Here is a 25,462-nt window from a genome sequence, read left to right as displayed (position 1 = left end):
TTTCATCATGAATGCTCCCGACCATCATCTGGCGCTGCTCACGACGGCGCAAATGGCGCAAGCCGATCAAGCAGCCGTTCAAGCCGGGATAAGCGGCATTGCCCTGATGGAAGCGGCAGGCGCGGCAGTGGCAAGCGCTGTAAGCGCTCGTTGGCGGCGCCAGACTGTCAGCATACTGTGCGGGCCTGGTAATAATGGCGGCGACGGCTTTGTAGCAGCCCGTCACCTTCGGGATGCCGGCTGGCCGGTACGCCTGGGCTTGTTGGGTGACAAGGCTTTGCTCACCGGCGATGCGGCTCACCATGCCCAGTTATGGAACGATGATATCCACCCCCTGACGCCTGCCTTGCTTGATGGGGCGGGTTTGGTCATTGATGCCCTGTTCGGCGCCGGCTTGTCGCGTCCCTTAAGTGGCGCTGCGGCGTCCGTCATTGCCGCGTTGGCTGACCGTGGGCTTCCGGTGTGCGCGGTCGACGTGCCTAGCGGTCTTGACGGCAACACAGGACAGGTGTTGGGCCTGGTTGCACCGGCTAGTATTACAGTCACTTTTTTTCGCAAGAAACCCGGTCACATGCTTCTACCGGGTAGACAACTGTGCGGTGAGATTCAGGTGGTCGACATTGGTGTTCCGGATACGGTGCTGGCTGCGCTACCCATCTCTGTCTTCCAGAACGGCCCTGAGCTATGGCTGCAACGCTATCCGTGGCCGACGCCCGACGGGCATAAATACCAACGCGGGCATGCACTGGTGATCGGCGGGCGTCTTATGACCGGAGCGGCCAGGCTAGCTGCCACAGCTTGTGCAAGAGTCGGAGCAGGACTGGTCAGCATCGCCGCCCCCGCTACAGCATGGTCTGTTTATGCTGGCAGCGTGACTAGTGTCATGGTGTATCCGTTGCGCGAATCCGGGTCTCTGGACGAGGTTCTCTCCGATGGGCGCATCAATGTGCTTGTGGTGGGACCCGGAGCAGGTGTGTCGGATCTGACGCGCATGCATGCATTGCAGGCTTTGGCCAGCCGTCGTGCCGTCGTGCTGGATGCCGATGCCATCAGTGTATTCAGCTCCGACCCACAAGCCTTGTTCTCCGCGATAGCGGGCCCTTGTGTGCTGACCCCGCATGAAGGCGAGTTCAATCGGCTGTTTTCGGTTGATGGTCCTAAACTCGACAGAGCACGCCAGGCGGCACGCAGCAGCGGGGCCATTGTGGTCTTGAAGGGTGCCGATACGGTCATTGCGGCGCCCGACGGAAGGACCGTCATCAATGGCAACGCACCTGCCTATCTGGCCACTGGTGGTACCGGCGATGTGCTGGCGGGTCTGATCGCCGGTCTCATGGCTCAGGGCATGGAGGCTTTCGATGCCGCAACAGCGGGTGTCTGGCTGCATGGTGAGGCCGCCAGACTGTTCGGCCCCGGGCTACTCTCCGAAGACCTGCCTGGCATGGTGCCCCGTGTGTTGCGGCGCCTGTTGCGGCATGGCCTATCGCGTTAAACTGCCGGAATCACATTACAAGAGCTTTCCATGTCTGATGTCATTGCCTTGATTTTCGATTTCGACGACACGCTTGCGCCCGACAGCACGTCAGGGTTTCTGGCTGATATGGGAGTCGATGTCGAGCAGTTCTGGACGGATCGCGTGGGGCCTTTACTATTCGAGCAAGACTGGGATCCGGTTCCGGCCTATTTGTATCAAATGATCGCGCTGTCGGATGCCGGCAGTCATGGTCCCATCACCCGCGAACGGCTGGAAGAGTGGGGCCGGCGTCTGCCATTGCATGCAGGCGTCGAGACCTTGTTCCGCCGCTTGCGTGAAATGGTCAAGGTCCAGCATCCGCAGGTACAGCTTGAGTTCTATCTGATTTCCAGCGGTATAGGCGATGTCGTACGCCAGACGCCTATTGCCCACGAGTTCACCGATATCTGGGCCTCGGAATTCATTTACGATCAGGCTGGCGCAATTCGTTTCCCCAAACGGGTAGTCAGCTTTACCGACAAGACGCGCTATCTGTTCCATATACAGAAAGGCATTGTGGGCCTCGCCTCGCGCAACAAGCCCTTTGAAGTCAACCGCAAAATTGCAGCCGACAAGCTGCGCATTCCTTTCGAACAGATGATTTTCGTGGGCGACGGCTATACCGATATTCCCTGTTTTTCGCTTATCAGGCGCTCAGGTGGCGTGGCGTTTGGTGTGTGGGATCCCCGTCACCGCGATAAACGCAGCAGGGCCTGGGGGTTTATTCAAGAGGGCCGCGTCTCCAACCTGAACCAGGCACGCTATGACGACGAAGCCGAGCTGTACCAATGGCTGGAAGAGGCGGTGGAAAGCCTTGCTGGCCGTATTTCCCTGAACAACCGGATCTATCGTGGTTGATGACGCTGCCATGCGGCTGGCGCTCGATCAGGCGAAACTGGCCTATGCTGCGGGTGAGGTCCCTGTGGGTGCGGTGGTGCTGGATGAACAAGGGCAGGTGATAGGCACGGGTTTCAATCGCACTATCCAAGACCACGATCCCACCGGACATGCCGAAATTGTTGCTTTGCGTGCCGCTGCCAAGCATGCGCGCAATTATCGTCTGCCCGGCGCCAGTCTTTACGTTACGCTTGAACCTTGCACCATGTGCATGGGTGCGATGTTGCATGCAAGACTTGACCGCGTCGTGTTTGGCGCTACCGATCCGAAAACCGGTGCTTGCGGCAGTGTGCTTAGCGTACATGGCATCGTCCAGCTCAATCACCAGACCAAGGTCGAAGGTGGGGTGCTGGCCGAAGAGTGCGCAGAGCTGCTTCGGCGTTTTTTCCGCGAACGGCGGACTCTGGCGAAGGCCGCAGCGACAGATTGAACGCCACGCCAGATACCCCGCATGGCAGGGCAGCCAGTCCGCATGCATTACTATTTGCGGCAAGTCTTTAATTCCAATACAGGTTCAACCATGACTCAGCACCATGAGCACGATCATCATCATGAACACCACGCACACCAGCATAGAAAGCCTGGCGGAATTTACCTGATTTCGCCATCGGGTGCGGTGGCTGATGCCGCCACGCTCGATCTGGCACGTCAGCGGCTTGCTGACCTGGGCTTCAAGACAGCTGTTGATCGCACGGCTCTGGCCGTGCACGAGCGTTTTGCCGGCACCGACAAGCAGCGTCTGGCTGCCATTGCCCGCTCACTCAAGCAAAAGCATCCCATCGTCATGGCCACGCGCGGTGGATATGGGCTTAACCGGCTGCTGCCATTCATAGACTGGGAGCAGGTGGCTGCCAGCGAAAAAATCTTTGTGGGCCTGAGCGACTTTACCGCTTTCAATTTGGCGCTGTTGGCCAAGACCGGAGCCGTCAGCTATAGCGGCCCAACCGCAATCTTCGATTTTGGTGCTAAAAAACTCGATGAGCTGACCGCTTCGCTATTTGTGGAAAGCATGCATCAAGAGCTTGAAATCCTCAGTTTTGAAACCCAGGATGCCGACCCGGTAGATGCGCGTGGCGTGTTGTGGGGCGGTAATCTGGCCATGGTGGCCTCCCTGGTCGGTACGCCTTACATGCCCAAGATTCGCGGCGGTATTCTGTTCCTCGAAGACATAGGCGAACATCCCTATCGCATTGAACGTATGCTGACCCAACTATTGCATGCGGGCATACTAGGACGACAAAAAGCCATTGTATTGGGCAGGTTCACAGAATATCGACTAGGCGCCGCCGATGGTGGCTATGACTTTCCGTCCACTGTCGCGTGGCTGCGCTCGGCCATCAAGGTGCCGGTCATTACTGGCTTGCCCTATGGCCATGTCAAGGTCAAAGCCACTTTGCCCATAGGAAAGAAGGTAGGTATCGCCACGGAGCCGGGCATGGCGCATTTGGTACTCGAAGAGCATTTTTAACGGCGGCTTGTTAAACTAGCAGGTTGTTTTCCTTTCTTATGTGAACGGCACCCTGTGATCTCCACCGCAAATCTTACTATTCAGTTTGGTCCCAAACCTTTGTTCGAAAATGTCAGCGTCAAGTTTGGCGAAGGCAATCGCTACGGCCTGATTGGGGCCAATGGTTCGGGCAAGTCCACCTTCATGAAAATCATCGGGGGTGACCTGGAGCCGTCTGGGGGTAATGTGTCACTGGAACCTGGGGTCAGGCTGGGCAAGCTGCGCCAGGATCAGTTTGCCTATGAAGACTCCCGGGTATTGGACGTAGTCATGATGGGTCACGAGGAAATGTGGCAGGTAATGGCCGAGCGTGACGCCATCTATGCCAACCCCGATTCGACTGAAGACGACTACATGCACGCGGCCAATCTCGAAGCCAAGTTCGCCGAGTACGACGGCTACACTGCCGAGGCGCGTGCCGGAGAATTGCTGCTGGGCCTGGAAATTCCTGTAGAGCAGCATGAGCAACCCATGCGCGAAATCGCTCCTGGCTGGAAGCTGCGCGTGTTGCTTGCCCAGGCTCTGTTCTCGAATCCCGATGTGTTGCTGCTCGACGAGCCCACCAACAACCTGGACATCAATACGATCCGCTGGCTGGAAGATGTGATCAACAGCTATCAAAGCACGATGATCATCATCAGTCACGATCGTCACTTCCTGAATCAGGTATGTACGCACATGGCCGACCTGGACTACCGCGAGTTGCGCGTCTATCCAGGCAATTACGACGACTACATGCTGGCCTCCACCCAGGCGCGCGAGCGTCAAAGCGCAGCTAATGCCAAGGCCAAGGAACGCGTTGCCGAGTTGCAGGATTTTGTGCGGCGCTTTGCGGCCAATAAATCCAAGGCCAGGCAGGCTACGTCCCGACTCAAGCAGATTGACCGCATCAAGGCCAGCGCTGTCGAAGTCAAGCCTTCGTCCCGGCAGAATCCCTATATTCGCTTTGAACAGAACAAAGTCCTGCACCGGCTCGCTGTCACTGTAGATGGCATCAGCAAGTCCTACGACCATCAGGTCATCAAGCCTTTTTCCGCCATGGTCGAAGCCGGCCAAAAGGTAGCGATCGTCGGTGCCAACGGGGTCGGTAAAACCACCTTGCTGCGCATGCTGGCGGGTAACCTCGCCCCTGATACCGGCAGCGTGAAGTGGTCCGATAGTGCCGACCTGGGTTATATGGCACAGGATGTGTCCGATCAGTTCGAGTCGGATAAAAACCTGTTTGACTGGTTGGGCGACTATCGTCAGGCCGGTGATGACGACCAGTCCATGCGCTCTGTGTTGGGCCGCCTGTTGTTCTCTGGCGACGAAATCAGCAAGGAAGTCAACGTGCTGTCTGGTGGTGAAAAGAATCGCATGAGTTTTGGTCGCCTGATGCTAGGCCGTCATAATGTCATGTTGCTTGATGAGCCCACCAACCACCTCGATATGGAGTCGATCGAGTCGTTGCAATTTGCCCTTGAGCTTTATGCAGGCACGCTGTTCTTTGTATCGCACGACCGGGAATTTGTCTCCGGTCTGGCAACCCGCATACTCGAAATCATGCCTGGCGGCGAAGTCGTCGACTACCACGGCACTTACGACGAATACCTGTCTTCGCGCGGTATCGAAGCCTGATTAAGCCTGTTCTGATGCCATGCCAAGCACTCTGAGCGGCCTGGCCACCTACCAGGAAGACATCAAGAAAAGCCGGTTCATCGCTTTGGCCGACAAAGTGGATAATCCCGCCCAGGCTTTGGCGTTTTTTGCTGAGCACGGTGTTACAGACGCTACGCACAATTGCTGGGCCTACCGAATAGGTTCGGAGTATCGTTTCAACGATGATGGCGAACCGGGCGGTACGGCAGGCCGTCCCATACTTCAGGCCATAGACGGCCAGCAGTGTGATCGCGTTGCTGTGCTGGTCGTGCGATGGTTCGGTGGTATCAAGCTCGGTCCGGGTGGCCTGATACGTGCCTACGGTGGCGTGGCCGCTCAATGCCTGCGCCTGGCACAGAAAATCGAGTTGGTGGATGAGCTGCGGGTAGAGTGCCATTGTCGCTTTGGCGATATGGCCATCGTGCAGTCTCGCCTGGCTACGCACGGGGCGCGTGTGGCCCAGGAATCGTTTGACACCGAGGGCGTGCGTTGGCTGTTGGTCTTGCCGCGACAGAATGAAGCCGCCATGGCAGAACAGTTCGTTAACCTGACGCGAGGCCAGGGTTTGTGGCGGCCGGCCGACGAAGAATCAGGTGACTGATTGCAGCCAGGCCGCGTCAATTCAAAGCGTCGCTGAAAGCGCTAGTTGCTTTGTCCGGCGCCGTTTTGCTGGGCGGCAATTTCAGCATGCACTTTTTCCATATCTACTGCTTTGACCTGTTCGATCAGGTCCTGAAGCTGGGCCGGTGACAAGGCGCCCGCTTGTGAAAACAGCAGGACTTGTTCGCGGAACACCATCAGGGTGGGGATCGAGCGTATCTTCAGGCCGGTAGCCAACTCTTGCTCTTCTTCGGTATTGACCTTGGCGAATACAAGGTCTTCGTGCTGCTCGGAAGCTTCTTCGAAGACAGGAGCGAAATTGCGGCAAGGCCCGCACCACGGCGCCCAGAAATCCACAATCAGAGGCTTGCTGTCTTGGATAGCCGCCTGAAAGGTGTCTTTGTTCAATTCGATGGTGCTCATAGGAATCCCTAAATAAAAAGCGGCCTGGCAGCCGCTTGTTTTTCAATGATAGGTGAAGGTCAAGTGTAACGCCTTTGTCGATATGGCGCGACACCGACCCCTTGTTTCCAGGCGTGTAGCCGGAACTGAGCTTTATTCTGAGAAAAAACCGTATTTGATAATGAACAGTACCGCAACCAGCAGGGTGGCTGCATGGATGTCGCGAAATCTACCTGTAACAGCTTTGAGCACGACGTAGCTGATGAAGCCGAAAGCCAGGCCATTGGCTATGGAATAGGTAAATGGCATGACGATGGCGGTCAGGGCCGCAGGTGTGGCTTCAGTGATGTCGTCCCAGTCGATCTGCGTGATTTCACGCAGCATCAGACCAGCCACATAAAGCAGGGCCGGGGCCGTGGCGTAAGCGGGCACAGAACCGGCCAGTGGCGCCAGGAATAGTGACAACAGAAACAGAATGGCGACGGTCAGGGCTGTAAGCCCGGTGCGTCCGCCCGCTTGCACCCCAGATGCGCTTTCGACATAAGCGGTGGTACTGCTGGTGCCAAGAAATGAGCCTGCCACGATGGCAGAGCTGTCGGCCAGCAGGGCACGGCCCAGGCGATTGGGCTTGCCTGGTTCGATCAGGCCGGCACGGCTTGCAACGCCTATCATGGTGCCTGTGGCGTCAAAGACTTCGACCAGCACCAGCACCAGAATCACATGTACAAAACCCGTATGCAGGGCGCCCATGATGTCCAGTTGAAAAAAGGTGGGTGCCAGGCTGGGTGGGGCAGAGAAAATACCGTTGAAACCCGTTTGCCCAATAAGCATGGATAATACGGTTACCGCTAGGATACCGATCAGAATGGCCCCGCGAACCTTCAGTGCATCGAGCGCGGCAATAATGAAGAAACCAAGCAGGGCAAGCAGGGCGGGCGGCGTGGTCAGGTCGCCCAGCGCTACCTTGGTGGCGGGGTGTGCTACGACTATGCCAGCGTTGCCCAGTGCGATGATGGCGAGGAACAGGCCAATACCGGCCGCAATAGCCGAGCGCAATGATGGAGGAATGCCTCTGATCAGCCATGAGCGTACGCCGGTCACGGTAATCAGCACAAATATGACGCCTGAAATGAATACCGCACCCAGCGCCTGCTGCCAGCTATAGCCAAGACTACCAACGACGGTGAAGGCAAAAAAAGCATTCAGACCCATGCCAGGCGCCATACCTATGGGCCAATTGGCAACCAGCGACATGATCAGTGTGCCGAGAGCGGCGGCCAGGCAGGTCGCGACAAAGACGGCATTTTTATCCATGCCCGTACTGGACAATATTTCCGGATTAACGAAAATAATGTATGACATCGTCAGAAAGGTGGTGATGCCCGCCAGAATCTCGGTGCGTACCGTTGTGCCATGTTCGCGCAGCTGAAAAAATCGTTCGAGCATGAAGCGTTCCAAAGTGTGGGTATTAAGTTGTGGTCAGATCATGGCCGGCAGATGCGGTTGCGACATCAACCCCCATGCTTCCACCGGATTCTAATTCCATTTGCTGTTCAAGCGTAAGTGCGCCAGAGTTGTAAACTATCGTCCATGATAATAATTGGCTTCGAAAGTTCTTGCGACGAAACCGGTGTCGCGCTGGCCTGTACTGAAAAAGGCTTGCTGGCGCATGCCTTGCACAGCCAGATCGCCATGCATAGAGAGTACGGGGGGGTAGTGCCCGAATTGGCTTCGCGCGACCATATCAGGCGCATCCTGCCCCTGACCCGGCAGGTGCTGGAGCAGGCCGGCCTGGGCATGGCAGATATCAATGCGGTGGCCTACACGGCAGGCCCGGGCCTGGCGGGGGCCTTGCTGGTGGGTGCCAGCGTGGCACAGTCATTTGCCTGGGCGCGAGGCTTGCCAGCCATTCCCATCCATCACCTCGAAGGACATTTGCTGTCTCCCTTGCTGGCCGATCCGGCACCCGAGTTTCCCTTTGTTGCGCTATTGGTGTCGGGTGGTCATACACAATTGATGCGCGTCGACGGTGTAGGCACATACGAGTTGCTGGGCGAAACTCTGGACGATGCCGCGGGCGAGGCCTTCGACAAAACGGCCAAGCTCATGGGATTGGGCTATCCGGGTGGCCCAGCACTGTCCAGGCTAGCCGAGCAGGGCGACGCAACGGCCTTTGATTTGCCCAGGCCCATGATGCATAGCGGCGACCTGGATTTCAGCTTTAGTGGACTGAAGACGGCGGTACTGACGCGCCTGAAGGCGCTTGAGAAAGAAACCGGCACTTTGTCGGATCGGCAAAGGGCTGATCTGGCGGCCGCCACCGAGGCGGCGATTGTTGATGTGTTGTCCAGCAAGGCCATCAAGGCCATGAAACAAACCGGCTTGAAACGGCTGGTGGTGGCTGGCGGAGTGGGTGCCAACAGGCATCTACGGGCCCATTTGCTAAAGGCCATGGCTCGTTTGAACGGCCAGGTATTTTTTCCACCGCTGGATTTATGCACCGATAATGGTGCGATGATTGCCTATGCAGGCGCCTTGCGCATCAAGGCGGGCTTGGCCGTGCTGGATGGCGGCAATCATGCGTTTACGGTCAAACCCCGCTGGGACCTGCAGGATGTGTGCGTATCGGCTGCCAGCACACCTGCGGCTGGTTAGGCCAGCCCACCGACTTTGGTCATGCTGATTACTTCTTGCCGCCTATGCGGCTTTCCTTGCCAGTCATCAGGCGACTGATGTTGGCGCTGTGCCTGAACAGCAGCACGACACTGATTGTGACGATGGCCAGAGCGATGACTGTGTCCAGACGCCAGGCTACATTGCCACCCAGCAGATAGTAAAGTGGTGCAAAAATGGCCGACAGTATCGATGACAGCGAGGAATAGCGCGTGACATAAGCAAGAATCAGCCAGGTGCCTGCGGTAGCCAGCGCTAGCCATGGGTTGATGGCCAGCAGCACACCCAGCGCGGTCGCGACGCCTTTACCGCCCTTGAACTTCAAGAAAATCGGAAACACATGGCCCAAAAAGGCGGCCACGGCGCAGCCCGCGACCAGCACTGAACTGATACCAAAATGCCGGGCCACGTACGCGGCGATGAATACCGCAAGCCAGCCCTTGGCCGCATCGCCCAGCAGAGTCAGTGCTGCTGCCATTTTGTTTCCGGTGCGCAACACGTTGGTTGCGCCAGGGTTCCTGGATCCGAAGCTGCGCGGATCGGCCAGCCCCATGGCACGGCTGACGACTACGGCAAACGAAACCGACCCCAGAAAATATGAGCCTATCATCATGCCGATTGTGATAAGAAGGGAAGTGGCTGCTGTCATATAAGGTCGTGGACTCCGAAAGGTTCTGCCGCGATTCTACCCAGTGTCGCCCAAAATACCAAAACGAGCAGGTACAATTCGCTACGTTCAGTTGATATTTATGGAAGGCAATGCACATACTGGTATCCAACGACGATGGCTATACCGCTCCCGGACTCGAAGCGTTGGTGCAGTCCCTGAAAGGGCTGGGCGATCTTACTGTGGTTGCACCCGAAACAAACTGCAGCGGGGCGTCCAACTCATTGACGCTGAACCGGCCTTTGTCGGTGCGTCAGGCCGTCAATGGTTTTTATTATGTAAACGGCACACCCTCTGATTGTGTGCATATCGCCCTGACCGGCCTGCTTGATTTTCGCCCCGACCTCGTTGTGTCGGGCATAAATAATGGCGCCAATATGGGAGAAGACACCTTGTATTCGGGTACCGTTGCGGCAGCCACTGAAGGCTATCTGTTTGGTATACCTGCCATTGCTTTTTCATTGGTCCAGAAGGGCTGGGAACACCTGGACGGCGCAGCCAGGGTGGCGCGCAAGATTGCCGAGCAGCATATGCGCAACCCTCTGCCCAACCATACATTGCTGAATGTCAACATACCCGCCGTACCGTTTGAAGCCATACAGGAAATGCGTGTTACCCGTCTGGGCAAGCGGCATCCGTCCGAGCCAGTGGTTAAAAGCCACACGCCTTACGGTGATCCCGTCTACTGGATAGGCCCCGTAGGTGGGGTATCCGATTCTGCCGACGATACCGACTTTGGCGCCATCGAGCAGCAGGCGGTGTCGATGACACCACTGCGTTTTGATCTGACGCACTATGAGCAGTTGACGCAAGTTCGCGACTGGGCGGGGCCATTATGCGCAAACCCGTAGTGCCTTCGCCCTTTGCTACGGGCAGTACCAACCGATTCGGGCGCTCGAGTTTCGGCGGTGGTGTTTCGGCCACTAATAGCAACACCCGCGTCATTCTGCATGGCAAAGTTCCGGCCAACGTACCGGCAGTACGATCCAATACGTCAACAACTGTCAACTTGGGTTTGAACTCCGAGCGGTCGCGTGGCATGATGATAGCCCGCCTACGTAAGCAGGGCATCCAGGACGAGCGCGTACTGGATGCCATGATGGCTGTACCAAGACACTTGTTTGTAGACGAGGGACTCGCCAGTCGGGCCTACGAAGACGCAGCCCTACCTATAGGCTACAGCCAAACCATCTCTCAACCCTGGGTCGTGGCACGCATGGTTTCAGCCATGTGCGAAAATCGCGTTCCGGTTAAAGTACTGGAAGTGGGTGCTGGTTGCGGCTATCAGTCTGCAGTGTTGGCACAGTTCATTAAAGAAGTACATGCGGTCGAACGGATTCGCGGGCTTTACGATATGGCCCGTGATCGGCTCCGCAGTCTGAAACTTATTGCCCGTGTCCGCCTGACGTTTGGCGATGGCATGGCAGGTTTACCCGGCGTAGCGCCTTTCGATGGAATCATCGTTGCTGCTGCCGGTATTAAAATACCCCAGGCGTTGCTGGAACAGCTAGCGATTGGGGGCCGTTTAATTGCCCCGGAAGGGTCGACTGCGCAACGCCTGATACTCATCGAGCGCACGGGCGCCACTACTTGGCGCCGCGAAGAGCTCGAATCGGTGCGCTTCGTTCCACTAAAGCCGGGAACACAGCTTTAAGGAGAGCTTTATGCATGCAGGGACGTTCCAGTCTATCGCTACGCCGACACAAGAAAAGCCTACACGCACGTCTCGTTATCTGATGCTGGTGGCCATTGTGGCAACGGTTGCGTTAGCCGGATGTGCATCACGCACCACCCAGGCTCCTGTTACCGATATGTCGGGCGGCGCCGCCGCACCTGCGACCGGGGCTACGTATGTGGTCAAGGCGGGCGACACGCTATACAAAATTGCTCAGTCTCAAAATCTGAGTGTCGCCGAGATCTCCCGGCTTAATAATATTACCGACCCCAGCCAGTTGCGCATAGGGCAGGTCTTGCGCTTGAACAGCAGCGTACCAGCACCGGCCGGATCCACCGGTGCGGCAACGGCTACACCATTGCCGGTCACACCAGTAGAGCCTGTACAGCCTACGGCAACAGCGCGGGCCAGCGATGCGGCAATGGTCAGCTGGGGCTGGCCAGCTCCCGGAAAAATCATCCAGACTTTCAATAGCAACACCAAAGGCATAGACATCGAAGGTGCGGTGGGCGATCCGGTAAATGCCGCCGCTGATGGCAAGGTCATGTATGCCGGCAATGGTGTGCGAGGTCTGGGTAACCTGATACTGCTGGGCCATGGCAATGGATTTATTACCGCCTACGCGCATAACCAGACGCTGCTGGTCAAGACCGGCCAGGAAATCAAAAAAGGTACAAAAATAGCCACCATAGGGCAAACTGATACCACCTCGCCACGTTTGCACTTTGAAATTCGTCGCAAGGGCACACCGGTCAATCCCATGTCCTATCTGCCGGCCCGATGACACCCACCCTGGTCTTCGATCTCGAAACGATACCCGATGCACGAGGTTTGCGACGGCTGAATCCGCAGTGGGATGCGAGCATGTCCGATACGCAAGTCATCGAGACCGCGCTCGAGGCCAGGCGGGAATCACATGGCAACGACTTTCTGCCTCTGCATCTGCATCAGGTTGCCGTCATCGGTTGTGTCTTTCGCGACGACAACGGTTTTCGCGTTAAAACACTAGGTTCTGCCGATGACCCCGAGGCTTCTCTGCTGACAGGCTTCTTCAAAACCATAGAGCACTACACGCCCAGACTGATCAGCTGGAATGGATCTGGCTTCGATTTGCCGGTGCTGCATTACCGCAGCCTGATTCATGGCGTGCAGGCCCCGCGCTATTGGGATATGGGTGAAGATGACCGTGACTTCAAATACAACAACTACATCAGCCGTTATCACAACCGACATATCGACCTGATGGACTTGCTGGCAAAATATAATGGCCGTGCCAACGCTCCGCTGGACGACCTGGCCAAGCTTTGCGGATTTCCGGGCAAACTGGGCATGGATGGCAGCCAGGTCTGGAAAGCCTGGTCGAATGGTCAGGCCGACGAGGTCCGTGCATATTGCGAAACCGATGTCGTCAACACTTGGCTGGTTTATTGCCGCTTCCGATTCATGAAGGGCGAACTGGACCGAGTGGCCTACGACGCCGAAGTACAGCTCGTACGCGATACGCTGCAAGCCAGCGACGCGCCGCACTGGAAGGAATACATGGCTACCTGGGATGCCGATTAACTGCCTTCAGGGACATGAAATCATCTGAAAGACTCACGTTTTTTCTGAAACAGGGTCGAAACTGGTTCAACTGCACAATGAAGCTTCCTACTGACCAAAAGGAATCTTCATGAAAAAAATATTCGCTTACTCTACCCAGATTGCTGCCTTGACTGCCGCCATGGCTTTGGGCAGCACGGCCTTTGCAGCGACCGGCACGCCAACGACAGCATCGCCGGATTCCACCAAGATATCTGCTTCGACCAGCGGCAGTGGTGAGCAAGCCGGAAAACAGGTGTACAAACGGGGCTCACATCATCACGGGCACGGTCAGCGCCACATGCGTGATGCAGCCATCTGGGTTCCTGGTTACGGTCCTTTGAATAAAGAATTCGTTGATACGCTGGCGCTCACTGAAGACCAGCTCAAGCTGGTCAATGAGGCCAAGGCTGAGCAGAAAGCAGGGCGTGGCGAGCGGCGCGAGGCTATGAAAACCGCACATCAGGCCCGGTTTGAGCAGCTGAAAAGTGGGAAAATCGATCCTGAAGCCGCACTCAAGCAGAAAGACGAGCGTCGAGAGAAAGCCATGGATGAACGCCGCAAAGTCGATGACAAGTGGTTGGCCGTTTGGGATAAGCTGGACGATAGCCAGCAGCAGAAGGTGGTGGCTCACTTCAATGAGCGTGCCGAGAAATTCGCCAAGCGTGTCGAAGAGCGCAAACAGCACAAGGCCCAGTCCCAAGCTGAAAAAGCCTCTTCTTGAATCCCTCCTGTGTCCGGGTAAGACCGAACACTTGCAGACTCTTTTTCGAGCCGGCTGATGCCGGCTCGATTCATATGGGCTTCGCTTGAACGCCAGAGCAGGTAAAATTCGGGCCGGAGATCGCCAGGGGAGGCAGCAGACGGGTAGATCGTCGCCACTGTGCCCGTCTCCTTAACGTTTTAGGTATCCGGATAATGACGCTAGAAGTACTAGAAATTGAATCGCTCGACCTTGAAGCACGCGGCGTTGCCCGTCGTGAAGGCAAGGTGGTTTTTGTTGAAGGAGCCTTGCCCGGCGAGCGTGTGCTCGCCCGTATCGCGCGGCGTAAGCCTTCTTTCGATACCGCAAGAACTGAACAGATATTGAAGTCTTCCGCGCAGCGTGTAACGCCGCCCTGTGAGTATTTTGGCGTCTGTGGTGGATGTGCCATGCAACACCTGGAGCCGGCGACGCAGGTGGCTGTCAAACAGCGGGTATTGGAAGACGCCCTGGAGCACCTTGGCAAGGTAAAGCCAGCCAGAGTACTGCCACCCCTGCATGGTCCTGCTTTTGGCTATCGTTACCGTGCGCGCCTCTCGGTACGCCTGGTCAGGAAAAAGGGTGGCGTACTGGTCGGCTTTCGTGAGCGTCGCGGCAGTTATGTCGCCGACATGACAAGCTGTCTTGTATTGCCCCCACAGGTATCCGAACTTTTGCCTAAGCTGCGAGTGCTGGTTGAATCCTTGGCGCAGCCTGACAGAATTCCCCAGATAGAAGTGGCTGTGGGTGACAAAGTGACCGCGTTGCTGCTGCGTCATATGGAAGCGCTGACAGCAGCCGATATCACCTTGCTGCGTGATTTTGCCGAACGGCATAATGTCAGTTGGTGGTTGCAACCCAAAGGGCCAGAGACCGTGCATTTACTGGATGCCGCAGATGAAGGCAAGCTGGCCTATACCTTGCCCGAATTCGGCTTGCGCATGCCTTATCAGCCTACTGACTTTACCCAGGTGAACCATGCCATCAATCGCACGCTGATATCGAAAGCCCTGAAGCTACTGGATGTTCAAGAGGGTGAGCGCGTGGCGGATCTGTTTTGCGGGCTGGGCAACTTTACCTTGCCACTGGCTACGCAGGCCTCGTCAGTGGTTGGCATAGAGGGCAGCACAGCCCTGACCGAACGCGCTTTGGCCGCGGCACGTCAGCACGGGCTGGAGGCCAAGACTGCGTTCTCTACGCTGAATCTATTCGAGGTAGATGTGCAATGGTTGCGCGATTTGGGATATTTTGATCGCATGTTGATCGATCCGCCCCGAGAAGGCGCAGAGGCCGTTGCCAGGGCGCTGTCGGCCTTGTTGCCTGATGAGCGTCCTAAACGCATAGTCTACGTTTCCTGCAGTCCGGCCACGCTGGCTCGCGATGCCGGCATACTGGTGCATGAAGGCGGTTACCGCTTGCAAAGCGCGGGGGTCATCAATATGTTTCCCCATACAGGGCATGTGGAATCTATTGCTGTATTTGATACGCCGGACATTGATGGCGTAATTGCTCGAGCAGGTGATTGAAAAAACCCTCATGCACTTGCTGCGCCGTTTGAAGACCCTCATCGATGATACGCAGCTGTTCTTTGTGACGGCCCAGAAAACCATAGGCTTCTGCCTGAGCGTGGATGAACATGACGGCGACACCAGGCATGATTTGCTTTACGCCCTGGACGCACGCCTTCAGCGTGATCAAGCCTTCTTCCTGGCCGTCATGAGCCTGCTTCCAGCCCAGCAGCATGTCGCCGATGCCGCGCCATAGCACCAATTGATGAGAGTCGGCCGCCTGTCGGATTTGCTGCGCCAGCCTGGCCATCGAGTCGGTTTGCCCCAAAAAACGGTGCAGCATAGCGGCAAACGCCAGGGCAAAGCAAAGGGTGTCGGGAGCGTTTCGTGATTGCGCCAGTTTTACAGATTGGCGGCTGACAGCCAAGGCATCACTGACCTGCTCCAAACGCCAATAGGCCCAGGACAGATGGGCGAGACTGGTGACGCGTGGGTCCAGTCCTTCGATGGTGCTGCCGGTCGTGGCGGTCGGATGACCGATGGCGGCCCGGGCATAGCGGCACGCATCATCGAGCTGATTGCGCCATAGCGTGATGTTGGCGGCGGCTGAATAGGCCTGCACCAGGAGTTCATCGTCGCCGCTATCGCGGGCCAGTTGCAACAATTGCTGGGTGATATCCCATGAATGCCTGAAGCCGGACCCAGGGCGGGAACTGGAAACCATCCATTGCCCCCACAGGATTTCGAATCGCTGACGCGGCGACACGCTAGCCTCGTCCAGCGTCAGAGCGCGGTCATAGACGGCTACTGCATCTTCGGAGCCGTAGCCGCGCAACAAAAGCAAGGCTTGGCCCAGAGGAAGCAGGAATTCGCGTTCCATGGCCTTGCGCTCCGGGGTATGGGGAAGTTTTGCGACAAGATCCAGCCCCGTTTGCAGATAATCTCTGGCTTCGGCGTTGGCAGATACACGCAAGGCTTTGCGGCCCGCTGCCAGCCACCAGGGCAGGGCGGCTTCGGCATCGTCCGCCGCCGTGTAATGCCGTGCTATTTCACCAGGCTGCTGAGCGGTCCGCTGGGCATAGTGCGTGCTGAGCATGGTGGCCACTTGCAGATGGGCCTGCTGCATGTCGGCTTGAACCTGGGAGGTATAGGCCGCTTCCTGCAAGAGGGCATGGCGAAACTGGAAAACGGCGTCTTGCGGCTCAATCAGCTCTATAAGCCGGGCCTCGGTCAATTCGTGCAGGATGGCGTCGAGTTTTTCGTTGTCGAGGGCACTGACACGCTGCAGCAAATCGTGTCCGAATTTGCGGCCGATAGTAGCGGCCAGCTGCAAGAGTCGGCGCGCATGCGGGACGGCTTCAAGCCGGACGCGAAGCAAATACTGTAGTGAGGCGGGTATGGCGTCGTGGACTGAGTGGGAAGAAAGCTGTGCCATTTCTTCGGCATATAAAGGTATGCCGTCTGCCCGCTGAATAATGTGCCCAATTAACTGGCTGGACAGGGATGATCTGCTCGCCGCTTGCGCCAAGCGAGCGATGTGTTTGTCTTTTAAGGGTTGAAGCTCGAGCACCGAGTTCGCTTGCAGCCAGGCCGGCGTGAACTCGCAGCGGGCTGTGATCAGGGTAAACAGCGCGACGGGGTTTTGCCGATGAACAAGCCGTTCGAGTAACTGAAGGCTGGTCACGTCCAGCCACTGCGCATCCTCGATGATCAAGAGCAGCGTGCCACGCATTGCTATGCTGTCCAGCAGTGTGAGCAGCATGTCCAGGGTTTGCTGTTTGCGCTGACGCGGCGGCAGTACCGGGGCCTGGGGCGGTGCTATGGAAAGCATGGCCATCAGGATAGGAAAGGCGCGGGATGCAATGGCTGGGTGGTGATGAACAAGATGCTGATTCAGTTTCTCGCGTCGATATATGACGGTGTCGTCGTCCGTAAACCCCAGTGTTGCTTCAAACATCGAGATGATGGGATAAAACGGTGTGTGCTGGTGTTCCGAGTAGCAGTGCAGGTGGCGCACGATCGAGTTTGTGGGATCAGTCTGCTCGATCAGTGCGCGCGCGATGCGGGTTTTGCCCAGCCCTGCTTCGCCCCGCAGGGCCAGGAACTGTGCCTGGCCGGACAAAGCAAGTCGCCAGAGCCGCTTGAGGCGCTGAAGTTCTTGTTGTCTTCCGATCAGGCCGGCATGTGGCACTGTAACGCGGCCACTGGTCTGCGATGGGCCGATCAGCTTATAAACCGGTATGTGCATATCATTTGCATCTGCCGAGTCTTCTTTGACATGCATCGGCTTCAAGGTCTGTAGCCGAAACCGGCCATGCACCAGGCGGCGGGTGCTTTCGCTGATGACTATGCCTGTTCGTTGCATACGTCGGCACAGTTGCCAAGCTATGGCGGATACATTTCCGATGATGTCTGGAAGGGCGGGGTCGAACCCCGTCACAATGATGCCGGTGTGAATGCCAATCCGAAGCCGATAATGCGGCATCAGGCATGCCTGCAGCTCAAGAGCCGCTTGTACAGCCTGCAGCCCCGCATGTTCCGATGCTTGCGGATATCCCGTATAAGCATAAATGTAGCCGCCTTGCCCCAAGGCGATATGGCCCGCATAGCGACGTAGCACCGATGCGCATACCGAACGGGGCGCCGCCAATTGTTCCGGCCCCTTTGTCCCGAAATTCGGAGGCAAGCCAACATGACAACATAAAATAGTAGCCTGCCTGCGCCCTGTTTCGACCCGGGGAATGGTTGGCGTCAGCGTACTTGAGAGTGGTGCTCCTACCTGCAGCCCACCCTTATGAATGGATTCGAAAAGAGCTTGTGTACTTTGGTCGGGTTCGACGTTCAAGTCGCGCTCAAGCTTGTTGCTGTAAGCGTCGTAAAAGGCTTGGGCCGCGCCATGTTGACCCTTGCTTGCCAGCAGACGCATGTGCTGGCGATGGCCCGACTCGTTCCAGGGTTCGAGCTCGATGCAGCGCAAGGCGTAGCTCAGCGCCGTGTCGAGCCGTCCTTGCGTCTCGTGGGCGTGGCTCAGCTGTTCAGCCAGAGCAAAAGCCTGTCCTCGCAGGCTCAAGCGCTGTGCCTCCAGCCAAATATCAAAGTCGGGCGCATCGGTCAGCGACAGGCCGGCCAGAAACTCACCCTGGTAGGCGTCAACGCGCATTGCAAGATGGTTCAGGCAGGTTTCGCACGGTGTCGACACAGATGTTGTTGCACATTGGAGACAAATCGGTGCCGGCTGGGTAAATCGTTTCAGGTCGATCCGACAACGCGATTCGTCATGCAGGAATTGCACGGTGTTCCGGTTGGAGGACAGCAAGGACGCCGCATCCGTGTGAAATATTTGGCGCAAGTAATACAGGGTCTGTCGCAGGTTGCCCCGGGCGATGTCAGAGGAGAATGCAGGCCATAACAACATTGCCAGGCGTTCGCGCGTATGACTTTGGCCGGATTCGACGATCAGGTAAGCGAGCAGGGCGATAACTTTGTCGTAAAGCTTTCCGCTTAACGGCTGCTGATTCCGCATCAGCTTAGCTTCCCCCAATAGCTGGATGGACAAGGAGGGTTCTGGGAAAGTCGAATTCATGAGCGTGGTCTGGCTTACGATCAGCTTACGGTAATTTGCTCAAATTAATACAAAATAATTTCTTTTGTTGAAACTATTGGCAAAGCATAACGTGCGAGGCTGAACGGCGCCAGGGTTAGTCCGGGTCTCGCCTTGTTGTTGTTTACCTTGTAATAATGTGCGAGACACGTATGAGTATTTCCGCCCACACCTTTGAAACATTGCAGCGCTTGCCCAGCAAGGACTCTTTGCTACTCGATAGACTGTATGCTGCTCAATCGCTTGAGCAGGCAATAGACATCGTATTTGATTCCGCGCAGCGCCTGCAGATTGCCGTCGACCGGAGCGAACTGGCGTTGTATTTGCAAAGTGCACTGACCCTGTCCGATGCGACGGAATAGGCCAGGCCTATGACTGTAAGAAAGCCGCCTGGACGATCAGCGGCCTGAGTCCAGCACGCGCTGGGCTTCGATCTTGACACGCTCGGGTGCAGTGCCGCCTATGTGCTTGCGCGCGGCGACCGAACCTTCGAGCGTCAGCACGCTGAACACGTCTTGCTCGATCGATGGGTGAAAAGCCTGCAGCTGCTCAAGAGACAGATCGGCCAGATCGCAGCCTTGATCTTCGCAGGCACGCACCGCGTGGGCCACGGTTTCGTGCGCATCGCGAAACGGTATGCCTTTCTTGACGAGATAGTCGGCCAGGTCGGTGGCCGTGGCAAAACCTTGCAGGGCGGCTGCGCGCATGGCTTCGGGTTTGACCTTGATGCCGCCCACCATGTCGACGAAAATGGTCAGCGTATCGCGGATGGTGTCGGCCGCGTCGAACAAACCTTCTTTGTCTTCCTGGTTGTCTTTGTTGTAGGCCAAGGGCTGACCTTTCATGAGCGTAAGCAGGGCGATAAGGTGGCCATTGACGCGCCCGGTTTTGCCGCGTGCCAGTTCAGGAACATCGGGGTTTTTCTTTTGCGGCATGATCGAGCTGCCAGTGCAAAAGCGGTCGGCCAAATCTATAAAGCCCACGCGTGGGCTCATCCACAAAACAAGCTCTTCGGACAAGCGTGAAATATGCGTCATGATCAGTGCGGCTGAGGCGCAAAATTCTATGGCAAAATCGCGGTCGGATACGGCGTCTAGCGAGTTGCGGCAGACTTCGTCAAAGCCCAGGGTGGCGGCAACGCGCTCGCGGTCGATGGGATAGGACGTGCCTGCCAGTGCGGCGGCACCCAGCGGCAGGCGGTTGACCCGCTTACGGCAGTCGGCCAGGCGCTCTGCATCGCGACCGAACATCTCTGCATAGGCCAGCAGATGGTGGCCGAAGGTTACGGGCTGGGCCACTTGCAGATGGGTAAAGCCAGGCAGGATGGTTTCGGCGTGCTCGAGTGCCAGGGTGGCCAACTTGTGGCGCAACTGTTGCAGCAAATCGATGGCCAGGTCAATTTCGTGACGCAACCACAGCCGGATGTCGGTGGCTACCTGGTCGTTGCGGGAGCGGCCGGTGTGCAACCGTTTTCCCGCATCACCAATGAGTTCGACCAGACGCTTTTCTATATTCAGGTGTACGTCTTCGAGATCAATGGACCAGGCAAGCGTGTTCGATTCGATTTCTTTCAGAATTTGGGCCATGCCTTGCTGGATGGCAGCATTGTCGTCGGCGCTGATGATGCCTATGGCAGCGAGCATGTCGGCATGTGCCAGTGAGCCCTGAATGTCGAACGGAGCCAGGCGCTGTTCGAAATTGATGGACGCTGTATAGCGTTTGACCAGCTCGGAGACGGGTTCGGAGAATCGGGCGGACCAGGCTTGCGCTTTGTTGGCAAACTGGTTTTGCAGATCGGAAGAAGTATTTTTTGGCATAGTGACTGGATTATAAGGGAGGAAGCCTTACGTTATGATTGGGGGTTGCCAAATTCATGGTGCTCACGCGACACAATGCGAGAACTTCCACAACATATAGAACAGAGCTTGCTGGTCCGCTGGATGGGCGATAACTGGCTGAGCCAGAACATGCCAGACGCCATTTGGGCCCAGGTGTTGCTGGGTCTCGCGGTGCTGACCATACTCGTGGTGGTGGCAGGCTGGATTACCTCACGCGTGCTGGCGAAGATCACCCGGAGGGCACTTACCGCAGTTGGCCGGGATGATTGGTCGGTTGCGCTGTCGCGCCGCCGCGTATTTCGCAATATCAGCTATGCGGTGCCTATGCTGGTCATCATGTCCAACATCGGCCTGTTGCCCATAGACGAGCGATATGCTGCTTTGTTGGCTCGTATTTTCCTGTCGGCCGGTTTTGTTTTCCTGTTCATGGCTGCCAACGGAATATTGTCGGCCTGGCAAGATACCTACGATGCCAGCACGCGTGCGCAAACCCGATCCATCAAAGGTTACCTGGAGCTTGGCAAGATCGTGGTCTGGATTGTCTGCGTCATCTTGATTATTTCGATCCTGGTCAATCGCTCCCCCTTGCTGATGTTATCGGGCCTGGGTGCCTTGTCAGCCGTGCTGTTGCTGGTGTTCAAAGACACCTTGCTTTCGCTGGTGGCCAGCGCGCAAATGACATCCAATGACATGCTGCGCATCGGCGACTGGATAGACATGCCGCAAGCCGGGGCTGACGGTTTCGTCATCGATATGGCCTTGCACACGGTCAAGGTGCAAAATTGGGACAAGACCGTCACCACGATACCCACCTACAAGCTGTTTTCGGAAAGCTATCGCAACTGGCGTTATATGTTCGAGTCGGGCGGCCGTCGCATCAAGCGCACCCTGCGTCTGGATGCCAGCACGGTGCGCTTTCTGACCGAAGATGAAATCAGGGCATTAAGCCGGTTTGCACTGCTGAAGGATTACCTGGCTGGCAAACAGCAGGAGCTTGAAAGCAGCAACCAGGCATTGGGGCTCATGGGCGAACTGCAGGGCAATCGGCGGCGCCTGACCAATATTGGCACTTTCAGGGCTTATGCACTGGCGTATTTGCGTACCCAGCGCGAGCTGCACCAGGACATGCTGATGATAGTCCGGATGATGGAACCCGAATCTCAAGGCATACCCGTCGAGATATATTGCTTTGCCAACAATACTGCGTGGGTCGAGTATGAGCGTATACAAGGCAATATTTTTGACCACCTTCTGGCCATACTGCCCGAGCTTTCCTTGCGCTTGTACCAGGCTCCATCGGGTGCGGATTTCAGCAGGCGCTGGGACTCCGCCACAGCTCACGATTGAGCGCAGTCTTGGCTGACATGCGATAATTTTTCTTTATCTTGGAGCCTATTAATGAAACAAGTCTCGGCAATTATCAAGCCGTTCAAGCTGGACGAGGTGCGTGAAGCGCTGGCCGACATCGGCGTCAGCGGTCTCACTGTTACTGAAGTCAAGGGTTTCGGGCGCCAGAAAGGCCATACGGAGCTGTATCGAGGTGCCGAGTATGTCGTTGATTTCCTGCCCAAGCTGCGCATCGACGTCGTGTTGCCGGCTGCTATGGTGGACACGGCCATCGATGCCATTATCAAGGCTGCCTTCACGGGCAAGATCGGCGACGGCAAGATTTTTGTTTCGGCGGTGGAACAGGCTATCAGGATACGTACCGGCGAATCGGGCATAGACGCGCTTTAACATGGCTTTACGCGCGACGATATTCAAACTCGAACTGCATGTGGCCGATATGGACCGCAACTATTATGGCAGTCATGTGCTGACTCTTGCGCGGCACCCATCCGAAACCGACGAGCGCATGATGCTCAGGGTACTGGCCTTTGCCATGTACGCCAGCGAAGACTTATCGTTTACGCGCGGCCTGAGCACCACCGATGAGCCTTCTCTCTGGCAGAAGGACTTGACTGGCTTTGTCTTGAACTGGATAGAGCTTGGGCATCCCGATGAACGCCGCCTGCTGCAGGCGGGCGGCAAGTCAGATCAGGTAGTGGTGTTCTGTTATGGCGGACATGCCAGCCAGGTCTGGTGGCAGGGCGTGCAGGCGTCAGTGGCCAGAATGCGCAAGCTCGATGTGCTGTCGGTTGAACCGACAGCCGTTCAGGCGCTGGCGAGCTTATCTCAACGCAATATGACTTTGCATGTGACCATACAGGAAGGCGTCGCGCTGGTCGCTTCAGACAACGACAGCGTGTCAGTGGAAGTCGAACGCTGGCGCTGATTTATAGCTTGGCCGGATCCAGTCCCTGTGCGTAGGCTGATTTGGCCGCGAGCGCCCAGAACTCTGGCATAAAGCACTCGGCTACCAATAAAGGTTCACCACCGCGCCAGAACACTGAGCAGCGTGCCAGCAACTTGTGTGCGGGAGGGCGCTGCGAGCCCATGATGCGCTGTGCCGTACCGTATAAAGGGTTCTGGCTATGCAGACGGCAGGCTAAAAACGGTGATCGTATGATTTGAGGGTTGTGGTAGAGCATGTCGGCCAAAGGGCGCGAGCGCAGGCGCCGCATGCCCTGCCATAGTCCGTGCGATGCGCTTAGTGGAGTAAAGCTGCGCGCGAATACGCTGTCGATGCCGTCTATGGACATCATGATTTCGCGCACCCAGATGGGGCTGCGTATGTCACGCTGCAGCATCCAGGCCTCGGCGGGATGCAGGCCGATTGCTTGTTCGTTGATGACCCGTAGCTGCACCTGGCCCAGCTGACGCAAACCTGCGGTGAGGGCTCCGGGCCGGAAAAGCCAGTGTCTTTGCGGCCGACTCAGACAAGGTAAGGGGTTGGACTTCCAGGTGCTGCGATATGTTGGCTGTAATTCCATAAACGCTATTATCGCCAAAGTCATAAAATAGCGCTTATGGAAAAAATACGAATTTCAAAATTAATGGCCGAACGCGGCTTGTGTTCGCGCCGCGAGGCCGATGCCTACATCGAGCGGGGCTGGGTGCGGGTAGACGGCGTGGTGGTGTCGGAACTGGGCAGCAAAGCCTGGCCTGACCAGAAAATCACGCTCGACAAGCAGGCGCAGCGGCGCCAGACGTCACGTGTGACGATATTATTGAACAAGCCGGTGGGCTATGTATCGGGGCAGGCAGAGCAGGGCTATCGACCTGCGGTCTCCCTGATCAGCGCCAGTACACGTTACCGTGTTGATAAATCTCCCCTGAAATTCGAGCCAGGCCATTTGCGGGGTCTGGCCCCAGCAGGTAGGCTGGATATCGATTCGCAAGGCCTGTTGGTGCTGACGCAAGATGGCCGGATTGCACGTCAGTTGATCAATGAAGATTCTGATATCGATAAAGAATACTTGGTGCGCGTTCAGGGCAAGATTGCGGGCAATGGCCTGGCTTTGCTTAATTTTGGTCTGTCACTTGACGGTAAGCCGTTGCGCCGTGCCCAGGTAGAGTGGCAAAACGAGGACCAACTGCGTTTTGTCTTGCAGGAAGGCAAGAAGCGACAGATCCGACGCATGTGTGAGCAGGTGGGTCTGAAGGTCATAGGCCTTAAACGGGTACGCATGGGACGTATTGTGCTGGGCGATCTGCCACCAGGGCAGTGGCGGTATCTGAAAGAGGGCGAGCGGTTTTTGTAGTTGCTGGCTGTAAGTGAATGGCTGCTAACCGTTGGTTTTAAGTGTGGCGAATATGACCGGGTTCGCTTGGGCTGGCAGCTCAATAATCCAGTACTTAAACCTGACAAATCAGGCTACGACCCGTGCCGTTTCAAGGTATGCCCGGCGCGATCATCCATCTTTAGTTGCTCGCTTAACCAAGGTAAGGCAACAGCCAGCTCATCGTACAGAGTCCACGGAGGATTAAGCACAAACATCCCGCTGCCGTGCAACCCGTAGCCATCGCCCGAAGGCTTGCGCACCGTCAGACTTGCATGCACCCAGGGCGTTTGCAGACGCTCCAGAGAACGAACCAGCTCTTGCACCTCAAGGCGTTGCACCAAGGGGTACCACACGGCAAACGTGCCGGTGGCAAAGCGCTTCAAGCCATCGTTCACCGCCTGCAACGTCTTGCGGTAATCCTGCTTGTCTTCGTAAGAAGGATCAATAATGACCACACCACGGCGTGGTGCGGGAGGCAGCTGGCTTTTAAGTCCCGCAAAGCCGTCAGCCTTGTAGATCGTTGTCTGACGTAGCGCACTCCGGCCCTGACCCTTCAGATTCTGTTCGAGCACATCGATTTCGGATGGATGCATCTCGAACAGCCTCAGGCGGTCTTGTCCGCGCAATGCACGCAAGGCCAGCCAGGGTGAGCCGGGATAGAAGTTGGCCACGCCATCCGGATTGAAATGATGGACTTCTTCCAGGTAACGTTCTATCAGGGCTGGCATGTTGTCAGCGCCCAGCAGGCGGTCCAGGCCGTCGGTAAATTCGCCATTCTGGCTGGCCCATTCGCTGCGTAAATCGTACAGCCCGGCGCCAGCGTGTGTGTCGATCACCCAGTATGCGCTGTCCTTGCGGTTCAGATGGTCCAGAATATGTACGAAGATTGCGTGTTTCAGGACATCGGCGTGGTTGCCCGCGTGAAAGGCGTGTCGGTAGCTGAACAAGAGGTTTC

At 56.8% G+C, this 25,462-nt stretch carries 25 protein-coding genes; 18 read left to right on the top strand and 7 right to left on the bottom strand.

The genetic code is table 11. The features are described from left to right. The first annotated feature begins 7 nt into the window (after positions 1-7). From ERD84_RS11120 to ERD84_RS11095, 6 genes are all read left to right on the top strand, one after another. A complete protein-coding gene (locus ERD84_RS11120) occupies positions 8-1,492 on the top strand; it encodes an NAD(P)H-hydrate dehydratase (protein ID WP_130039675.1) in 1,485 nt (494 codons plus the stop codon). 30 nt (positions 1,493-1,522) lie between these two features. After that, positions 1,523-2,371 (top strand): HAD family hydrolase, encoded by an 849-nt coding sequence (locus ERD84_RS11115; RefSeq protein WP_130039674.1) that lies wholly within the window; start codon positions 1,523-1,525, stop codon positions 2,369-2,371. Between the two features lie 10 nt (positions 2,372-2,381). Continuing rightward, positions 2,382-2,840, top strand: coding sequence for a tRNA adenosine(34) deaminase TadA (tadA, locus tag ERD84_RS11110; protein WP_130040037.1), 459 nt, complete (start codon positions 2,382-2,384; stop codon positions 2,838-2,840). 90 nt (positions 2,841-2,930) lie between these two features. Continuing rightward, positions 2,931-3,878, top strand: a complete 948-nt coding sequence (locus ERD84_RS11105; RefSeq protein ID WP_130039673.1) for an LD-carboxypeptidase — start codon at positions 2,931-2,933, stop codon at positions 3,876-3,878. A gap of 54 nt (positions 3,879-3,932) precedes the next feature. Beyond that, positions 3,933-5,534 carry an ABC-F family ATPase gene (locus tag ERD84_RS11100; protein WP_130039672.1) on the top strand — a complete coding sequence of 534 codons (1,602 nt, stop codon included), beginning with the start codon at positions 3,933-3,935 and terminating at the stop codon, positions 5,532-5,534. A gap of 19 nt (positions 5,535-5,553) precedes the next feature. Continuing rightward, positions 5,554-6,156 carry an IMPACT family protein gene (locus tag ERD84_RS11095; RefSeq protein WP_130039671.1) on the top strand — a complete coding sequence of 201 codons (603 nt, stop codon included), beginning with the start codon at positions 5,554-5,556 and terminating at the stop codon, positions 6,154-6,156. 41 nt (positions 6,157-6,197) lie between these two features. Here the strand turns inward: ERD84_RS11095 and trxA are convergent, their stop codons facing one another. Both trxA and ERD84_RS11085 read right to left on the bottom strand, forming a co-directional pair. Next, complete coding sequence (trxA, locus tag ERD84_RS11090) at positions 6,198-6,578, bottom strand: thioredoxin (RefSeq protein ID WP_130039670.1); 381 nt, start codon at positions 6,576-6,578, stop codon at positions 6,198-6,200. 132 nt (positions 6,579-6,710) lie between these two features. Continuing rightward, positions 6,711-8,003: an NCS2 family permease gene (locus tag ERD84_RS11085; RefSeq protein WP_130039669.1), complete on the bottom strand. Its 1,293-nt coding sequence runs from the start codon at positions 8,001-8,003 to the stop codon at positions 6,711-6,713. A 144-nt stretch (positions 8,004-8,147) separates the two neighbouring features. Between ERD84_RS11085 and tsaD the strand changes: the two genes are divergently transcribed. Next, on the top strand, positions 8,148-9,212 hold the full coding sequence (gene tsaD / locus ERD84_RS11080; RefSeq protein ID WP_130039668.1) for a tRNA (adenosine(37)-N6)-threonylcarbamoyltransferase complex transferase subunit TsaD: 1,065 nt from the start codon (positions 8,148-8,150) through the stop codon (positions 9,210-9,212). Between the two features lie 28 nt (positions 9,213-9,240). On the opposite strand, the gene plsY is transcribed toward tsaD, so the two are convergent. Continuing rightward, a complete protein-coding gene (plsY, locus tag ERD84_RS11075) occupies positions 9,241-9,879 on the bottom strand; it encodes a glycerol-3-phosphate 1-O-acyltransferase PlsY (RefSeq protein WP_130039667.1) in 639 nt (212 codons plus the stop codon). 110 nt (positions 9,880-9,989) lie between these two features. Here plsY and surE point away from each other — a divergent pair, with 110 nt between their 5' ends. The 6 genes from surE to rlmD all read left to right on the top strand — a co-directional run bounded on the left by surE (position 9,990) and on the right by rlmD (position 15,421). After that, complete coding sequence (surE, locus tag ERD84_RS11070) at positions 9,990-10,748, top strand: 5'/3'-nucleotidase SurE (RefSeq protein ID WP_130039666.1); 759 nt, start codon at positions 9,990-9,992, stop codon at positions 10,746-10,748. Continuing rightward, positions 10,733-11,551, top strand: coding sequence for a protein-L-isoaspartate(D-aspartate) O-methyltransferase (locus ERD84_RS11065; protein ID WP_130039665.1), 819 nt, complete (start codon positions 10,733-10,735; stop codon positions 11,549-11,551). The genes surE and ERD84_RS11065 overlap by 16 nt, the downstream gene beginning before the upstream one ends. A 10-nt stretch (positions 11,552-11,561) precedes the next feature. Further along, positions 11,562-12,356: a peptidoglycan DD-metalloendopeptidase family protein gene (locus ERD84_RS11060; RefSeq protein ID WP_130039664.1), complete on the top strand. Its 795-nt coding sequence runs from the start codon at positions 11,562-11,564 to the stop codon at positions 12,354-12,356. After that, complete coding sequence (locus ERD84_RS11055; protein ID WP_130039663.1) at positions 12,353-13,135, top strand: 3'-5' exonuclease; 783 nt, start codon at positions 12,353-12,355, stop codon at positions 13,133-13,135. The genes ERD84_RS11060 and ERD84_RS11055 overlap by 4 nt, the downstream gene beginning before the upstream one ends. 109 nt (positions 13,136-13,244) lie before the next feature. Then, entirely contained in the window at positions 13,245-13,877 is a 633-nt protein-coding gene (locus tag ERD84_RS11050) for a hypothetical protein (RefSeq protein WP_130039662.1), read from the top strand. Between the two features lie 194 nt (positions 13,878-14,071). After that, positions 14,072-15,421: a 23S rRNA (uracil(1939)-C(5))-methyltransferase RlmD gene (gene rlmD, locus ERD84_RS11045; RefSeq protein ID WP_130039661.1), complete on the top strand. Its 1,350-nt coding sequence runs from the start codon at positions 14,072-14,074 to the stop codon at positions 15,419-15,421. On the opposite strand, the gene ERD84_RS11040 is transcribed toward rlmD, so the two are convergent. Further along, entirely contained in the window at positions 15,363-18,986 is a 3,624-nt protein-coding gene (locus tag ERD84_RS11040) for an ATP-binding protein (protein ID WP_245150671.1), read from the bottom strand. The genes rlmD and ERD84_RS11040 overlap by 59 nt on opposite strands. 170 nt (positions 18,987-19,156) lie before the next feature. Here ERD84_RS11040 and ERD84_RS11035 point away from each other — a divergent pair, with 170 nt between their 5' ends. After that, entirely contained in the window at positions 19,157-19,366 is a 210-nt protein-coding gene (locus ERD84_RS11035) for a hypothetical protein (RefSeq protein WP_130039660.1), read from the top strand. A 36-nt stretch (positions 19,367-19,402) separates the two neighbouring features. Here ERD84_RS11035 and argH read toward each other — a convergent pair whose 3' ends face one another. Next, positions 19,403-20,821, bottom strand: a complete 1,419-nt coding sequence (gene argH / locus ERD84_RS11030) for an argininosuccinate lyase (protein ID WP_130039659.1) — start codon at positions 20,819-20,821, stop codon at positions 19,403-19,405. Positions 20,822-20,944: 123 nt separating this feature from the next. On the opposite strand from argH, the gene ERD84_RS11025 reads away from it, so the two are divergent. The 3 genes from ERD84_RS11025 to ERD84_RS11015 are packed head-to-tail and all read left to right on the top strand — an operon-like array spanning position 20,945 to position 23,117. Next, on the top strand, positions 20,945-22,189 hold the full coding sequence (locus tag ERD84_RS11025) for a mechanosensitive ion channel family protein (protein WP_245150696.1): 1,245 nt from the start codon (positions 20,945-20,947) through the stop codon (positions 22,187-22,189). 51 nt (positions 22,190-22,240) lie between these two features. After that, positions 22,241-22,579, top strand: a complete 339-nt coding sequence (locus ERD84_RS11020; protein WP_130039657.1) for a P-II family nitrogen regulator — start codon at positions 22,241-22,243, stop codon at positions 22,577-22,579. Between the two features lies 1 nt (position 22,580). Beyond that, positions 22,581-23,117: a YaeQ family protein gene (locus tag ERD84_RS11015; RefSeq protein ID WP_130039656.1), complete on the top strand. Its 537-nt coding sequence runs from the start codon at positions 22,581-22,583 to the stop codon at positions 23,115-23,117. A 1-nt stretch (position 23,118) separates the two neighbouring features. On the opposite strand, the gene ERD84_RS11010 is transcribed toward ERD84_RS11015, so the two are convergent. Then, entirely contained in the window at positions 23,119-23,715 is a 597-nt protein-coding gene (locus tag ERD84_RS11010; RefSeq protein ID WP_130039655.1) for a chorismate--pyruvate lyase family protein, read from the bottom strand. 36 nt (positions 23,716-23,751) lie between these two features. Here ERD84_RS11010 and ERD84_RS11005 point away from each other — a divergent pair, with 36 nt between their 5' ends. Beyond that, positions 23,752-24,486, top strand: a complete 735-nt coding sequence (locus ERD84_RS11005) for a pseudouridine synthase (protein ID WP_130039654.1) — start codon at positions 23,752-23,754, stop codon at positions 24,484-24,486. Positions 24,487-24,599: 113 nt separating this feature from the next. Here ERD84_RS11005 and ERD84_RS11000 read toward each other — a convergent pair whose 3' ends face one another. Then, the gene (locus ERD84_RS11000; RefSeq protein WP_130039653.1) at positions 24,600-25,454 is read right to left on the bottom strand and encodes a 23S rRNA (adenine(2030)-N(6))-methyltransferase RlmJ; all 855 of its coding nucleotides are present in this window, start codon (positions 25,452-25,454) and stop codon (positions 24,600-24,602) included. Between the last annotated feature and the right edge of the window lie 8 nt (positions 25,455-25,462).

This window comes from Pollutimonas harenae (assembly GCF_004153685.1).
Classification (GTDB): Bacteria; Pseudomonadota; Gammaproteobacteria; order Burkholderiales; family Burkholderiaceae_B; genus Pusillimonas_C; species Pusillimonas_C harenae.
Note: the sequence above shows the minus strand (reverse complement) of the source record. Positions and strands in the feature narration are given on the sequence as shown.

Excerpts from the sequence above, each read along its gene's own strand:
- ERD84_RS11120 (WP_130039675.1), top strand. The coding sequence starts at position 8 with ATGAATGCTCCCGACCATCATCTGGCGCTGCTCACGACGGCGCAAATG.
- ERD84_RS11115 (WP_130039674.1), top strand. The coding sequence starts at position 1,523 with ATGTCTGATGTCATTGCCTTGATTTTCGATTTCGACGACACGCTTGCG.
- tadA (WP_130040037.1), top strand. The coding sequence starts at position 2,382 with ATGCGGCTGGCGCTCGATCAGGCGAAACTGGCCTATGCTGCGGGTGAG.
- ERD84_RS11105 (WP_130039673.1), top strand. The coding sequence starts at position 2,931 with ATGACTCAGCACCATGAGCACGATCATCATCATGAACACCACGCACAC.
- ERD84_RS11095 (WP_130039671.1), top strand. The coding sequence starts at position 5,554 with ATGCCAAGCACTCTGAGCGGCCTGGCCACCTACCAGGAAGACATCAAG.
- trxA (WP_130039670.1), bottom strand. The coding sequence starts at position 6,578 with ATGAGCACCATCGAATTGAACAAAGACACCTTTCAGGCGGCTATCCAA.
- ERD84_RS11085 (WP_130039669.1), bottom strand. The coding sequence starts at position 8,003 with ATGCTCGAACGATTTTTTCAGCTGCGCGAACATGGCACAACGGTACGC.
- tsaD (WP_130039668.1), top strand. The coding sequence starts at position 8,148 with ATGATAATAATTGGCTTCGAAAGTTCTTGCGACGAAACCGGTGTCGCG.
- plsY (WP_130039667.1), bottom strand. The coding sequence starts at position 9,879 with ATGACAGCAGCCACTTCCCTTCTTATCACAATCGGCATGATGATAGGC.
- surE (WP_130039666.1), top strand. The coding sequence starts at position 9,990 with ATGCACATACTGGTATCCAACGACGATGGCTATACCGCTCCCGGACTC.
- ERD84_RS11065 (WP_130039665.1), top strand. The coding sequence starts at position 10,733 with ATGCGCAAACCCGTAGTGCCTTCGCCCTTTGCTACGGGCAGTACCAAC.
- ERD84_RS11060 (WP_130039664.1), top strand. The coding sequence starts at position 11,562 with ATGCATGCAGGGACGTTCCAGTCTATCGCTACGCCGACACAAGAAAAG.
- ERD84_RS11055 (WP_130039663.1), top strand. The coding sequence starts at position 12,353 with ATGACACCCACCCTGGTCTTCGATCTCGAAACGATACCCGATGCACGA.
- ERD84_RS11050 (WP_130039662.1), top strand. The coding sequence starts at position 13,245 with ATGAAAAAAATATTCGCTTACTCTACCCAGATTGCTGCCTTGACTGCC.
- rlmD (WP_130039661.1), top strand. The coding sequence starts at position 14,072 with ATGACGCTAGAAGTACTAGAAATTGAATCGCTCGACCTTGAAGCACGC.
- ERD84_RS11040 (WP_245150671.1), bottom strand. The coding sequence starts at position 18,986 with ATGAATTCGACTTTCCCAGAACCCTCCTTGTCCATCCAGCTATTGGGG.
- ERD84_RS11035 (WP_130039660.1), top strand. The coding sequence starts at position 19,157 with ATGAGTATTTCCGCCCACACCTTTGAAACATTGCAGCGCTTGCCCAGC.
- argH (WP_130039659.1), bottom strand. The coding sequence starts at position 20,821 with ATGCCAAAAAATACTTCTTCCGATCTGCAAAACCAGTTTGCCAACAAA.
- ERD84_RS11025 (WP_245150696.1), top strand. The coding sequence starts at position 20,945 with ATGGGCGATAACTGGCTGAGCCAGAACATGCCAGACGCCATTTGGGCC.
- ERD84_RS11020 (WP_130039657.1), top strand. The coding sequence starts at position 22,241 with ATGAAACAAGTCTCGGCAATTATCAAGCCGTTCAAGCTGGACGAGGTG.
- ERD84_RS11015 (WP_130039656.1), top strand. The coding sequence starts at position 22,581 with ATGGCTTTACGCGCGACGATATTCAAACTCGAACTGCATGTGGCCGAT.
- ERD84_RS11010 (WP_130039655.1), bottom strand. The coding sequence starts at position 23,715 with ATGGAATTACAGCCAACATATCGCAGCACCTGGAAGTCCAACCCCTTA.
- ERD84_RS11005 (WP_130039654.1), top strand. The coding sequence starts at position 23,752 with ATGGAAAAAATACGAATTTCAAAATTAATGGCCGAACGCGGCTTGTGT.